This is a genomic window from Ectobacillus ponti (assembly GCF_024294785.1).
In the GTDB taxonomy this organism is placed as follows: Bacteria; Bacillota; Bacilli; order Bacillales; family Bacillaceae_G; genus Ectobacillus; species Ectobacillus ponti.
On record NZ_JANCLT010000001.1, the window covers coordinates 573,258 to 585,646 of the forward strand.

Sequence of the window (12,389 nt, forward strand, 5' to 3'; positions counted from 1 at the left end):
CCTACGGCAGCAGCTGCTGCAAGTAATCACGCCAATATTGCACTTCCTCCGGCTTTTCCTTATTGGTATACCATTGGATGGAAACAATGGATTGCGCGACTACGTACCATTTCATCCGGCGGAGCAGGGATGGCGTCATTTCTAGTCCATAGTGATGCAGCCATTCCTCCCATTCGGCTTGCGGAACGTACCAGTACAGCAGCATCCCAATATCAAGAGCCGGATCGGCAATAACAGCTCCGTCCCAATCAATGAGGTACAGCTCATCTTCATCGGACAACAGCCAATTATTATGGTTTACATCGCAATGGCAAACAACCAGCTCTTCATACCGTACTTGCTCCAGCTGCTCCTCCAAGTATAGGAGGCCGCGCTGGACAAGCGGGTCCCGCTTTTGGTCTTTAAGCGTCAAAAGCAGCTGTTCGTAAATCCCGCGGGCATTTACCGGGTCTTTGCGCAGCTTCTGCATCATCTGCAGCAGCTCAGGCGAAGCATGGATTTTCTTCAGCAGCTGCGCCACGTGGCGGTCTTTCATTTCCAACGGCTCCAGCTTACGACCGCTGAGCCATGATTGCGCCGAAATCACATCCCCGTTCGTCATGCGCTTTGTCCAAAGCAGCTTCGGCACAATACCCTCAGCAGAGAGCACGGCTAAAAAAGGGGACGTATTTCGCTTTAAAAACAGCTTCTTTTCCCCCTGCACGGCAATGTATGCATCCCCGGTCGCTCCGCCCGCAGGCGTGACCCTCCAATTTTCACCTAGTATTTGCTCCAACCATTCCATGTTCATTACCCGTCAACAGTTCCTTTTGTCTTGAAGTATGGTCCCCGGTCAGCCTCCCATGGCCCGAAACTATATACCGGTGATTGCTATATTTATACAATTTCTATATACAATAAAGAAAACTTGGCACATGCCAAGCTATATATGGAGCCATGCATGCATGGCCTTCCTTGTCTGCTTTTCATTCGAGTCTTACGTTTCAGTCTGAGCAAAACCAGCTTTCTGTCAGACAAAAAGAGAGCTATTATGGCCATATAACCAAAATAGCTGTCTTCGTTCATTCTACCTTTATTTTATCAGCATAGTCAAGTGGGGAAAGCTCACATTTTCGCCAGGACGTAGGTGCTGATCGGCTGAAGCAGCAGACGGCTTCCCGTGAAGGTACGCAGCGGCACAGGCTGTGCCTTTTGTCCTTCCGCAAGCACATGCCATTTTCCTTCCGGCAGCGTTACCTCGCGCGCTTCCATCTCATTATGAAACATGAGCAGCAGCTCACTCCACGCACCCCATTTGCCGACATCCCGCAGATGATACAAAATGGTTGGACCCGGAGCCGGAAGAAAAGCTGCATGCCGGCGGATCAGACTGGCGGATGGCAGACGCAACGCGCCGTGCGCCTTCCGGATCTCGATGAGCCCCCTTACATATTCAACAGCCCAACTGTACTCCTCTTTGCGGCGCCAATCCATCCAGTTGATCTCGTCAGGGGCATTATAGCTGTTTTCCACACCATGCTTGGTGCGGAAGAATTCCTGTCCGGCATGAAGAAATGGGATGCCCTGCGCTAACAGCGTGACTGCCGTTGCCAGCAGATGCCGTCGTCTGCGAATTTCTTCTGCCTCCTCGTGGTTGCTGATGGCGAGCTTATCCCACAGCGTCCAGTTGTCATGGCTTTCCACATAATTGATGGTTTGGTCCGGCTCCCCAAACATTCCTGCAGCCCCTGCATCGGATGCGATACTGCCGCGCAGCAGAAATTCAATTCCGTGTTTATCAAAATCTCTTCCGCCCGCATAGCCCTTTTCCCATACATGAAAGGTGCTTCCTTTAATGGCATCGCGGAACCGGTCATTAAACTGGGCAATGCGCGGCATCTTATGGGCATTGTACAAGGTTGCTTTTCGCTCGGCAGGCAGCGGTGTAGGCAAATCCCAGCCCTCCCCGAGCAGCAGAATGCCGCTGCGCTCCGCATCCATCCTCCGTCGGATCAGGTTCATCGTTTCATGGTCCAAAATTCCCATCAGGTCAAAACGGAATCCATCCAAGCGATATTCGCGAAGCCAGTACATGACCGAATCCACAATGAACTTTTGCACCATCTTCCGCTCTGGCGCGAGATCATTGCCGACACCTGTACCGTTTGACGGCATGCCATTGGCATCATGGCGGAAATAATAGCCCGGAACCAATTTCTCAAAGGATGAGGTCTCCCGGATGTATACATGGTTGTAGACCGCATCCATAATGACCCTGAGACCGTTCCGGTGGAAGGCTGCAATCAGTTGCTTTAGCTCCCTGATCCGGGCATACGGGTCATTCGGTTCTGTGGCATAGCTCCCTTCCGGAGCATTGAAGTGCACCGGGTTATAGCCCCAGTTATACTGCTGCCACGGTGCAAATTCGTCCACTCCTTCAAAATCATGAACCGGCAGCAGCTCCACATGGGTGACACCCAAATCCCTCAAGTATGCCAGCCCCGTGGCGTTGCCACTCCCGCTTTTCGTGTGCTCTTCTGTTAAACCGAGATACAGTCCCTTATGCCAAACGCCGCTGTCCGGATGAATGGTCAAGTCACGAATGTGCGCTTCATAAATGATGGCATCTGTAAAATGCGGCAGCGGCGGCAGCACTGCGTCGTCCTGCACCTGTGCTTTTTGCAAATCAATTACGACTCCGCGCTCCCCATTCGCCGACACCGCCCGCGCATAAGGATCCACAGCCTCGCGCCATACGAGATTAATGCATACCAGGTACGTATACTGCAGACCGTCCAAATTCCCCGGCACCTCACAGCTCCATACTCCGTTCTGCCCCCGAACCATGGAATGATCCTCTGCCGTTTTTCCAAACAGCCTGACCTTGGCTTGGGAGGCCGTCGGCGCCCACACCTTAAAGGTGCTGCGTTCTGCTGTGAAGGAAACACCTAAATCATCCCCGCCATAGTGGTAAGCTTCATCAAATTCCTTTGTGCGGATCACCGCGCCCGCCTGCAAGTCGGTTGCTGCGCCCCGTTCATCTGCTACTGCATAAGATTGTCCGAGTTCCAGGTACGCATCCGCACGGCATTCATATTTCGTAAACTGCGGCAGTTCACTCACACGCAGTATGGGCAGATTCCACTCCTCGCTTCCGCGCTTCAGCAGGAATTGCCCGGAGGTTCCATACGGCTTCGGCAATAAAATCGTAATTTGATCCATCGCATCCAGATAAGCTTCAAACGCCCGATTGATCTGCAGCATTGCTTGCTTCGCCACCCCCTGTTATTTGCGCACATATGCGCTTTCCTCTATATATATTCACCTGACAAGTAAACGGTTTCATAAAGTATTCATTCTTCCGGCAGATGCACGGTGTGCAGCACCTCATATTTAGGCTTGCGCGCCAGATGTGTTTGATACAGGACAACCCTGCAGGCAGTGAAGGAAGCCTGCTGCAGCACCTCTGTTTCCCATTGCTTCACGCCGGCTGCCAGCGGGGGGCCGCCCCATTTTCGGGCTATTGTAATGTGCGGACGGTACGGGCGCGTTTCCACAGCGAAGCCAAGCTCTCGGCACAGGTCCGCTGTTTCCCGCTGCAAATCGAACAGGGGCTGCGGTTCCGTCACCCCCGTCCATAGGATGCGCGGATGCGCCGGGTTGCCGAACACACCAAGCCCGCGGAGCTGTAAATCAAAAGACCGATGTGCAGGCAGCCGCTCATCCATCCGCTGCTTCAGCTTCTCGAGTACAGACGTCTCTGTATTCCCCAGGAACACAAGCGTAATATGGTAATCATCCCGGTGCACCCATGTTTGAAAAGGGAGTGGATGCTGCTCCCTCCACTCCCTTACTATGTCTTTAATTGATGCAGGCAGCTCAATCGCCAAAAAATAATGTGTGTTCATGAAGCACTCTCCTTTTGTGTGAGCTCCCCCTTCTGCAGCCCGCCGGCTCCTTGCGCCAGAAACAGGAGGACACCGCTGAAGGTCAGAAGCGCGAAGAATACATATACACTGGCCACACCGAAGCGCTCCATCAGGATGCCGCCGACAAAGGTGCAGAACCAAGCGCCCAAGCCGCCGCCCGCCGCTGCATACAAGGATACAGCGGTGACCTGCATGGCTGCCGGCGCCATGCTGCGCACATGCTGCAGCGCTGCCGGAATAAACAGCCCGACTGTGACACCCTGTACGACCGTCGTGGCATATACCACTGACAGAGGCGGCTCTACCGTATACAGCAGCCAGCGGGCTGACGCCACCGCGGCTGCCAGAATGAGGACGCGCTGCAGCCCCATCTTCCCGATGAACCCTGAAGCGAACCGCATAAAGGGCGCCTCGCTCCCTGCCGCCAGCAAAAAGGCAAAGCCTACTCCTGTCAGTGTTCCACCAAGCTGCATGATTAATAACCCGAAGTACGTATTGTTTGCATTCACCGGTCCAAAGATGAGGAAGGTGCACAGGAGGAACAGAACAAAATCACGCTGGCGCAGCAAATGCGCGGCGCCGGCGCGGATATCCACACGCATGGCACCCCCCTCTTTCGGAAGCAGCATTGTAATGGAGGCTGCTGTGAGCATGGCACCCATATACATATAGAAAATAGTATGCATCCCGAATAGATCCGTAGCTTTCCCGGAGATAACGCCGGCCAGGGCAAAGCCGATGGCCCCGTACAGCCGGATGCCACCGTAGCTGCCGCCATGCTTTTGCACAAAGCTGAGCGCCATGCTGTCGGAGATCGGGATCAGCGCACTCTGTCCCAGCGCCAGCCCGATGGCGATGATCAGGAACACTGCGTAATGCTCCACGGAAGCGTAGAGATAGCCGGCAATCACCGTCATGACAAGCGTCAGCAGCAGCACATGGCGCGGCCGCTGTGTATAATCGCACAGCATGCCCCAAAGCGGCTGCGCCAGCAGCATCACAATGGGTCCGGCCGACATAATGTTTCCGATTTGCCCGCCATTTAAGCCGGCATATTGCTGCAGATATACGCCAAGAAGCGGATACAGCGCTCCAAAGCCGAAGAACACTGCAAAATTAAACGCTTGAAACAGGCTCCTCGCTCTCTTGATTTCCTTTGTTCCCATCACCCTGTGTCTCCCTTCTGGCTGCAAAAACTTTATAAAGTGAAATTTTGATAGGAGACTGCTCCCAAAAACAGTCCCCTGTTACAGATCGTTATTTTGCCAGCTCGTAAATGGCCTGTGCATAGATTGCAGTCGCCTTTACCACATCAGCAATTTCAATGTATTCATCCTTTTGATGCGCCAATTCCTCTTTTCCCGGGAACAACGGGCCGAATGCCACTCCGGCTTTCAGGGAACGGGCATATGTGCCGCCGCCGATTGCCAGCAGCGCTGCCTCTTCTCCCGTCTGCTCTGTATACACCCGCTGCAGCGTCTGGATGAGGACGTGATTCTTATCCACATGATGCGGCTTGGAATCTGACATATTCTGAATGGCAAAGCCCTCCGCATGCTGCGCCAGGCTTTGCAGCGTTGCCTCCAAATCGGTTGTAACAGGATACCGGATGTTCAGGCCGAAGGTGCCCCCTGCCTCTTCATCATAGGACATTCGGCCGATGTTGACTGTAAGCGGGCCTGTAATCTCATCCTCATATTGTATGCCGAGTGCGTCTCCTCTAGTATCTGCAGCAAGCTTCTGTGCAGCAAACTGCACGAAAGCGGCTCCCTGATCCGCCAAATCCGCCCCCGTCAGGAATTGTGCCAGCTGCAGACCTGCATTGATGCCTTTTTCGGGTGTGGAACCGTGGGCCGAGATGCCTTCCATTTCCAGCGTGAGCGTGTTGCCCTCTGCAGTTGCATGTCCATTCCTGCCATGCTGCTGCACATACTGCCCGTATGCCTCCGCCAGACTGGCCGCTTGTGCCGTCTCCACCACTGCTTTCGCATAATCGGGAACCATATTCAGGCGCCGGCCGGAAGAGAATTCCTTCAGCACAGCAGAGCCGCCCGCCACGCCCGCCCCAGTCTGCACAAGGTACAGGTCGCAAATCCCCTTCTCCGCATTGATGATCGGAAAGTCCGCATCCGGCGCAAAGCCCATGCCCGGCATTTCTTCATGCGCAAAATAGTGGTCCACACAGCGCCACTGGCTCTCTTCATCTGTGCCAATGATCATGCGTACACGCTTGGACAATGGCAGGCCAAGCTCCTTCACGATTTTCATCGCATAATAGGCTGCCATGGTGGGACCTTTGTCATCAATGGCGCCGCGGGCGTAGATTTTCCCTTCGCGAATCTCGGCTCCGTACGGATCACTGGACCAGCCGTCGCCCTCCGGCACAACATCAATATGGCAAAGAACACCGATCAGATCGTCCCCCTGCCCCATTTCCAAGTGAGCCGCATAGCCCTCCAGGTTCTTGGCAGCGAAGCCGTCACGCTTTCCCTTTTCAAGCAAGTGCTCCAGCGCTGCAGCGATCCCTTCGCCAAACGGAGCGCCTTCCCGGGCGGTTTCCTCTTCCCAAACACTTTTCATTTGCAGAAATGCCTGTATATCGGCAATCAGTGTGTCTTTGCGTTTCTCTACCTCTTTCAGCCAATTGATTTCCATATGTTTTCACCTCGTTTAATCGCTTCTCTCATCATGACAAACACATTCCGCGCCTGTCAATATCTGTATCCCAAAAGATTTTCAACTATTTTTTGAACATAGATGCAGGATTTCGACATTTTATGTAGAATAGTAAGAAAAGATGAAGCACAGAAAGATACGGCTTCGCCTCTTTGTATTCTAGCAAACGTTACAATTCTGTTAAGTCTTCGTGAATTGGGGAATGAAAAGTCTGTAATAGAGTACAATGAAATTAAATAGCTTTCCTTTGTCTGTTGGGTCAACAAAAACCTGTAGAGGAGTGGTCTTTTGAAATCTACAACTTCTCGTATGCTGACACGCATTAAGTCCATTTACATGTTCATCAGTGAGAAGGGCACTGTCACGACACAAGACCTTGTGGAGGAATTCGGCATCACCCCACGCACCATTCAGCGGGATTTGAATGTACTCGAGTTCAATAATTTAGTTTGCAGTCCAAGCCGCGGGCGGTGGACCACAACAGCAAAGAAAGTAAGGCTTACTTCATAAAGATACTAACATTCGCATACATAGGAAGGCTCCCGGGAGAGCCTTCTTTTTTTTGGCACGCCTGCAGCCGTTGCCGCAGCGCTTTATTCCTCAATCCGGTACTCCTTGAGCATGGCGACCTCTTCCTCGTCCAATTCACGGTACTGTCCGAGCTCCAGGTCCTCATCCAGCTCGAGCGGCCCCATTTTCGTCCGCTTCAAGTATATTACCTTCTTGCCCACTGCCTCGAACATGCGCTTGACCTGATGAAACTTGCCCTCTGTAATCACAAGTTCAATTTCAGACATTTCCCCCGGCTTGAGGATGGTCAGTTCCGCCGGCTTTGTTTCATAGCCGTCATCCAATGTGACGCCTTGCTTGAATGCTTCCATGTCCTCTTCTGTTACACGGCCGCGCACATGCGCATAGTACGTCTTCGGCACATGCTTTTTCGGCGACAGAAGCTGGTGCGACAAGTGGCCGTCATTTGTCAGCAGCAGCAAGCCTTCTGTATCCTTATCCAGGCGGCCCACCGGAAACGGCTCGAACACGGCATCCTCCGGCTCCAGAATATCAATAACTGTCTCATGCACATCGTCCTCTGTCGCAGAAATGACGCCTGCCGGCTTGTTCATCAGCAGGTAGATATACTCACGATACTCCACCACCTGGCCGTATACCGTTACCTCCTGCCGGTCCGGATCCACATGCTGCTTCGCATCCTTCACGACTTCGCCGTCCACGCGCACCGCACTTTCCTTGAGCAGCTTCTTGACTTCCTTTCGGCTGCCATAGCCCATATTTGCTAAAATCTTGTCAATTCTCATGTCGCTTCACCCTTCTTATGTAAGAGAGGGGCTGTTACGCCCCTCTTGCTTTGATCTTTAATCTTCTGCCTAAGCGTACTTTTAGTTTGTCCAAAACTTCTTCTCCGAATATACGCTGCATGACACCGGTACGGATTGCCAGGAAGCCGTACACACCGACCCCGGCAGCTGCACAAATGATGACCATAAGCGCTGCCCGCAGGTGCCCCGCGTCATACGGAATGATTGGCGCAAGCCCCCACTGCAGCAGCTTGACCACAATGCCCATCGCGGCTGTCAGCACCGCCACCTGGAACATGCGCTTGTATACCATCGTAAAATCGAAGCGGACGCTCTTGCTGATTTGCATGTTTGTATACAAAATGGAGATCAAGAATCCAAGTCCCGTCCCAATGATGGCGCCGATTGTCTGCAGATACGGAATGAGCAGCAGATTGCAGAGCACCTTCAGCGTCACGCCGAGGGCCAGCGCCACAATGGCATGGCGCTGCTGATTGATGCCCTGCAAGATGGCAGCCGTGATGGAAAACAGCGCAAACAGCAAAGCGACAGGCGCATACCACATCAGGATTTGGCCGCCCAGTTCATTATGCGAATAGAACGCGTAATACAACGGATAAGCAAGGACAGAAATCCCTGCTACAGCCGGCAGCGTCAAGAACGTATTGACCTGAAAGGTCTGCAGAATCTGCCGGTGCAGTCCGGTGCGGTTGTTTTCTGTAAAGGATTTCGTAATGGCAGGCACCAGTGTCAGGCTGAAGGCCGTGGCGAGTGATACGGGAATCATAATCAGCTTGTGTGTCCACATGCTGAAAATCCCCAGCGCTTCCTCGGCAATTTTCTCCTGCCCGGCCGCCTCCATGCCGCGAATAAAGGTCAGCGTATCAATTTGCTGGTACAGCGGAATCGTTAAGCCGACAATCACGTAGGGCAAAGCATAGGCAAACAGCTCTTTGAACAGCTGGCCTGTGCTTACAGCTGCAGCTGGCACTGTCTGGCTTTGCAGCAGCTCATCCATATGATGGCGGCGCTTGCGCCAGTACCAGATCAGCACAGCCAAGGCCCCGACAGCGGACACAAAGGCCGCAAAGGTCGCCACCCCGACTGCCGTGGCAATGGATTGCTTCATCACTTTAATGACTACGAAGCTTCCCGCCAGCAGGATGGCTATCCGGATGATTTGTTCAATAATCTGGGAGACGGTTGTCGGCCCCATGGATTGATGCCCTTGAAAGAAACCGCGGATCAGGCTGGCCGCCGGAACGACAATTAAAGCGAAGCTGACCAGCCTGATGACAAGCGTGACCTCCTCCACCGAATTCTCCAGCTTTTTGCCGTTCAGCATGACCTCCGCAAAAAGCGGGGCTGTCATATAAAGGACGATAAACGCCAAGATGCCCGTTGCAATCATCAGCTTCATGCCGGAGCGGAACATCCGCCGGCTTGTCTCATAATCGCCAAGCGCATTATATTTGGAAACGAATTTGGAGACCGCGAGCGGCACACCTGCCGTGGCGATGCTCAAAAAAATTGTGTACGGCACATACCCGTACGTATACAGGGCCCCGCCGCTCTCGCCAACGAGCGCGTGGAACGGAAATACGTAAATCATGCCCAAGAATTTCACTAAAAATGTTCCGAACGTCACAATCAGCGTGCCCCTCAGAAACTTTGAATCGGACATACCATAGCCTCCCATTTCTTTCTAACCGTTTCATTGTACCACAAAAGAAAACGGACTCCTATTCTGTGTATTTTTCTTTTCCCCGTATTTCTGCTATTCTTTTTGGTAGCAGAAGTAAAGCAGGTGATGAGAAATGAAATACGATGTAGTAGTAATTGGAGGCGGACCATCCGGACTCATGGCAGCCATTGGGGCAGCCGAGCACGGGGCAAAGGTGCTGCTGTTGGATAAAGGCGATAAATTGGGGCGCAAGCTGGCCATCTCAGGCGGTGGGCGCTGCAATGTGACGAACCGGCTGCCTGTAGAGGAAATCGTGAAGCATATTCCGGGGAACGGACGCTTTCTGTACAGCGCCTTCTCCATTTTTAATAACGAGGATATTATCGCGTTTTTTGAGAAGCTCGGCGTGCAGCTGAAGGAGGAAGACCACGGGCGCATGTTCCCGGTCTCCAACAAGGCGCAGTCTGTTGTGGATGCGCTGCTGCAGCGGCTGCGTGAATTGCGGGTGGAGGTCCGGACGAATACGCCTGTAGAAACTCTGGAGTATGAGAATGGGCAAACAAGTGCGGTCATCCTTCCTTCCGGTGAGCGCATTCCCGTACAGCATGTGGTCGTCGCAGTTGGCGGCAAATCTGTGCCGCACACGGGCTCCACAGGCGATGGCTATGCCTGGGCGGAAAAAGCCGGGCATACGATCACGGAGCTGTTCCCGACAGAGGTGCCGATCACATCCGATGAGCCCTTCATCCGCGAGCGCATCCTGCAGGGCTTGGCCCTGCGCGGGGCAGCCCTCAGCGTCATCGATCCAAAAGGCAAAGTGGTGAAGACACACACGATGGACATGCTGTTCACCCACTTTGGCATCTCCGGCCCGGCGGCGCTGCGCTGCAGCCAGTATGTGCTTAAAACGATGAAGAAATATAAAGTAAACCGTGTGGAGGTCCGCATTGACGCGATGCCTGCCGACAAGGAGGAGCCATTGTTCCAGCAGGTGGTCCAGATGATTAAGGACGAGCCGAAAAAGGGGATGAAAAATCTCCTTAAAGGACTTCTCCCGGAGCGCTATCTGCTGTTTTTGCTTGAGAAGAACGGCATGGACCCGGCACAAGCGGCGGGACAGCTTTCCAATGAGCTTGTCCGCAGCTTGGTTAAGGATATAAAAGGCTTTACCTTCCTTGTAAACGGAACACAGTCGATCGAGAAGGCTTTTGTCACCGGCGGAGGGGTTTCCGTGAAGGAGGTCAATCCGAAGGAAATGAGCTCAAAGCTCATGAAGGGCCTGTATTTTTGCGGCGAAATTCTTGATATTCACGGCTACACCGGCGGCTACAATATTACAGCGGCACTCGTGACCGGACGGATTGCCGGCATGACGGCTGCCTTGCATGCCAAATAAAAGGGAGCCTGACGCCCTGTCAGGCTCTATATACAATCATTGCTGAAAAGCAATAGATTTGGTTTTCTTCGTCATTATTGGACACTGCCACCTGATATTTAATATCCATCACCTTATTTTCATCCAGCTTTTTAAGAAAACCATTCACAGACTCTTCCAGGTCCTTCTCATGTGTCTCATCAAAGATTTTGACACGCAGCATATTAGCACCATCCTTCAGTAGACGGGCTGCTGTCTCTTCTCATGCTGATCAACCGATAAAATCTGCCGTCTTCATAAATATAGCCATCCTCAAGCTCACAGCGTTTCTCCGCTGCATGGACATACAGCTTACCTATTCGAAATTTATGAGAATATAGCTCCAAGTACTCCGACTTAAACTTCGCCGTCACTTTCTCCGTAATATCAATCCGCAATGTTTTGCCCACATTTCCCCCTCCCCTCATACGGGTTTGATTTATTGTATTAGGGAAGGTGAAATTTATGATATACAGCTATAAAATTTTACAAGCCCTCTGTCAGAAGGTCACGCCGGATTCATCGGTGGACATATCTGACGTACCCGTGTCTCCGGCAGCCGTATCCGCGCTGCTTCCCGTAAGGCGGCGGCCGCTTCTGCGCACCACCCGGCCGTTAATAATATCGAGTGCTGTGAAGCCTGTCGCGCCATTGTATGTTTTCGATGCCTCCATGCTGACCCGTTTCGGATTGTCGCCATACGAAATTGCTCCATAATTGTTTTCAATGGTAAAGCACTTAATACGAGCTCCCATAACATCCTCCTATCGGTTTCGCCGCCGGCGAAAGCTGCGGTTCCGCTGCTCCGCCGCTCTACCCGCCAGCGTGCCGCCATCGTTTTGCCGTCTTCCGTTAAGAATTGTTGCATCGCTGTTTCCGCCGGATCCGCTGTACGTCTTGGAAACCTTCAAATCCTGCAGGTTTCCTCCATTGCCGAAATTCATGCTGCCACGCTGGTTTGACACATTCAGCTTGTGAATGAATGCTGCCACTGCCGCTCCCTCCTCCCTGCTATACCATATGCAAAAAAAAAAAACTTGAAACGAGCCGTTTCAAGTTTTACTCTGTCTTGCCCTGATATTGGAGCATGCCGCCCGCCATATTGACTGTCTTGTAGCCCAGGCTGTTCAAATACCGGCATACATTTTCGCTGCGCATCCCGCTGCGGCAGATGAAGATATATTCTGTATCCTTATCCAGCAAATCTGTTTTTGCCGGAATCTCGCCCATTTTAATATGTACAGCCTCCGGAATCTTGCCGTATGCCACTTCCTCATCCTCGCGCACATCCACGAGAAACAGTGTTTCACCGGCCTCCAGGCGCTTCTGCACCTCTTCCGGAGCAATCTCCTTGATCTCTTCCATTGTCTTCACTCCTTTTCTCTCCCATT

14 protein-coding genes are annotated in these 12,389 nt (G+C 52.6%); 2 read left to right on the forward strand and 12 right to left on the reverse strand.

The genetic code is table 11. The features are described 5' to 3' along the window. Position 1: 1 nt before the first annotated feature. The 5 genes from NK662_RS02940 to pepV all read right to left on the reverse strand — a co-directional run bounded on the left by NK662_RS02940 (position 2) and on the right by pepV (position 6,563). Entirely contained in the window at positions 2 to 790 is a 789-nt protein-coding gene (locus NK662_RS02940; RefSeq protein ID WP_254757177.1) for a phosphotransferase family protein, read from the reverse strand. Between the two features lie 314 nt (positions 791 to 1,104). Continuing rightward, on the reverse strand, positions 1,105 to 3,243 hold the full coding sequence (gene pulA / locus NK662_RS02945) for a type I pullulanase (RefSeq protein ID WP_254757179.1): 2,139 nt from the start codon (positions 3,241 to 3,243) through the stop codon (positions 1,105 to 1,107). Between the two features lie 89 nt (positions 3,244 to 3,332). Next, complete coding sequence (gene thpR / locus NK662_RS02950) at positions 3,333 to 3,887, reverse strand: RNA 2',3'-cyclic phosphodiesterase (RefSeq protein ID WP_254757181.1); 555 nt, start codon at positions 3,885 to 3,887, stop codon at positions 3,333 to 3,335. Beyond that, positions 3,884 to 5,074 carry an MFS transporter gene (locus NK662_RS02955; RefSeq protein ID WP_254757447.1) on the reverse strand — a complete coding sequence of 397 codons (1,191 nt, stop codon included), beginning with the start codon at positions 5,072 to 5,074 and terminating at the stop codon, positions 3,884 to 3,886. Before NK662_RS02955 ends, thpR begins: the two co-directional genes overlap by 4 nt. Positions 5,075 to 5,165: 91 nt before the next feature. Then, positions 5,166 to 6,563, reverse strand: a complete 1,398-nt coding sequence (gene pepV / locus NK662_RS02960; RefSeq protein ID WP_254757183.1) for a dipeptidase PepV — start codon at positions 6,561 to 6,563, stop codon at positions 5,166 to 5,168. A gap of 309 nt (positions 6,564 to 6,872) precedes the next feature. Between pepV and NK662_RS02965 the strand changes: the two genes are divergently transcribed. Next, positions 6,873 to 7,094 carry a DeoR family transcriptional regulator gene (locus NK662_RS02965; protein ID WP_254757185.1) on the forward strand — a complete coding sequence of 74 codons (222 nt, stop codon included), beginning with the start codon at positions 6,873 to 6,875 and terminating at the stop codon, positions 7,092 to 7,094. A gap of 83 nt (positions 7,095 to 7,177) precedes the next feature. Here NK662_RS02965 and NK662_RS02970 read toward each other — a convergent pair whose 3' ends face one another. Beyond that, a complete protein-coding gene (locus NK662_RS02970) occupies positions 7,178 to 7,900 on the reverse strand; it encodes a pseudouridine synthase (RefSeq protein ID WP_254757187.1) in 723 nt (240 codons plus the stop codon). Between the two features lie 34 nt (positions 7,901 to 7,934). After that, on the reverse strand, positions 7,935 to 9,584 hold the full coding sequence (locus NK662_RS02975) for a putative polysaccharide biosynthesis protein (protein ID WP_254757189.1): 1,650 nt from the start codon (positions 9,582 to 9,584) through the stop codon (positions 7,935 to 7,937). A 133-nt stretch (positions 9,585 to 9,717) separates the two neighbouring features. Here NK662_RS02975 and NK662_RS02980 point away from each other — a divergent pair, with 133 nt between their 5' ends. Further along, the gene (locus tag NK662_RS02980) at positions 9,718 to 10,980 is read left to right on the forward strand and encodes a BaiN/RdsA family NAD(P)/FAD-dependent oxidoreductase (protein ID WP_254757191.1); all 1,263 of its coding nucleotides are present in this window, start codon (positions 9,718 to 9,720) and stop codon (positions 10,978 to 10,980) included. Positions 10,981 to 10,999: 19 nt separating this feature from the next. Here NK662_RS02980 and NK662_RS02985 read toward each other — a convergent pair whose 3' ends face one another. From NK662_RS02985 to NK662_RS03005, 5 genes are all read right to left on the reverse strand, one after another. Further along, the gene (locus tag NK662_RS02985) at positions 11,000 to 11,182 is read right to left on the reverse strand and encodes a sporulation protein Cse60 (protein ID WP_254757193.1); all 183 of its coding nucleotides are present in this window, start codon (positions 11,180 to 11,182) and stop codon (positions 11,000 to 11,002) included. Between the two features lies 1 nt (position 11,183). After that, complete coding sequence (locus NK662_RS02990; protein ID WP_254757195.1) at positions 11,184 to 11,408, reverse strand: DUF2553 family protein; 225 nt, start codon at positions 11,406 to 11,408, stop codon at positions 11,184 to 11,186. Between the two features lie 90 nt (positions 11,409 to 11,498). Beyond that, complete coding sequence (locus NK662_RS02995) at positions 11,499 to 11,753, reverse strand: hypothetical protein (RefSeq protein ID WP_254757197.1); 255 nt, start codon at positions 11,751 to 11,753, stop codon at positions 11,499 to 11,501. 9 nt (positions 11,754 to 11,762) lie between these two features. Further along, positions 11,763 to 11,990, reverse strand: coding sequence for a hypothetical protein (locus NK662_RS03000; RefSeq protein ID WP_254757199.1), 228 nt, complete (start codon positions 11,988 to 11,990; stop codon positions 11,763 to 11,765). Between the two features lie 67 nt (positions 11,991 to 12,057). Then, a complete protein-coding gene (locus tag NK662_RS03005; RefSeq protein ID WP_254757201.1) occupies positions 12,058 to 12,363 on the reverse strand; it encodes a rhodanese-like domain-containing protein in 306 nt (101 codons plus the stop codon). Positions 12,364 to 12,389 lie beyond the last annotated feature (26 nt).

Coding starts and splice junctions, on each gene's coding strand:
- pulA (WP_254757179.1), bottom strand. CDS start 3,243: ATGCTGCAGATCAATCGGGCGTTTGAAGCTTATCTGGATGCGATGGAT.
- NK662_RS02940 (WP_254757177.1), bottom strand. CDS start 790: ATGAACATGGAATGGTTGGAGCAAATACTAGGTGAAAATTGGAGGGTC.
- NK662_RS02980 (WP_254757191.1), top strand. CDS start 9,718: ATGAAATACGATGTAGTAGTAATTGGAGGCGGACCATCCGGACTCATG.
- NK662_RS02985 (WP_254757193.1), bottom strand. CDS start 11,182: ATGCTGCGTGTCAAAATCTTTGATGAGACACATGAGAAGGACCTGGAA.
- NK662_RS02995 (WP_254757197.1), bottom strand. CDS start 11,753: ATGGGAGCTCGTATTAAGTGCTTTACCATTGAAAACAATTATGGAGCA.
- NK662_RS02955 (WP_254757447.1), bottom strand. CDS start 5,074: ATGGGAACAAAGGAAATCAAGAGAGCGAGGAGCCTGTTTCAAGCGTTT.
- NK662_RS02975 (WP_254757189.1), bottom strand. CDS start 9,584: ATGTCCGATTCAAAGTTTCTGAGGGGCACGCTGATTGTGACGTTCGGA.
- thpR (WP_254757181.1), bottom strand. CDS start 3,887: ATGAACACACATTATTTTTTGGCGATTGAGCTGCCTGCATCAATTAAA.
- NK662_RS02970 (WP_254757187.1), bottom strand. CDS start 7,900: ATGAGAATTGACAAGATTTTAGCAAATATGGGCTATGGCAGCCGAAAG.
- pepV (WP_254757183.1), bottom strand. CDS start 6,563: ATGGAAATCAATTGGCTGAAAGAGGTAGAGAAACGCAAAGACACACTG.
- NK662_RS03005 (WP_254757201.1), bottom strand. CDS start 12,363: ATGGAAGAGATCAAGGAGATTGCTCCGGAAGAGGTGCAGAAGCGCCTG.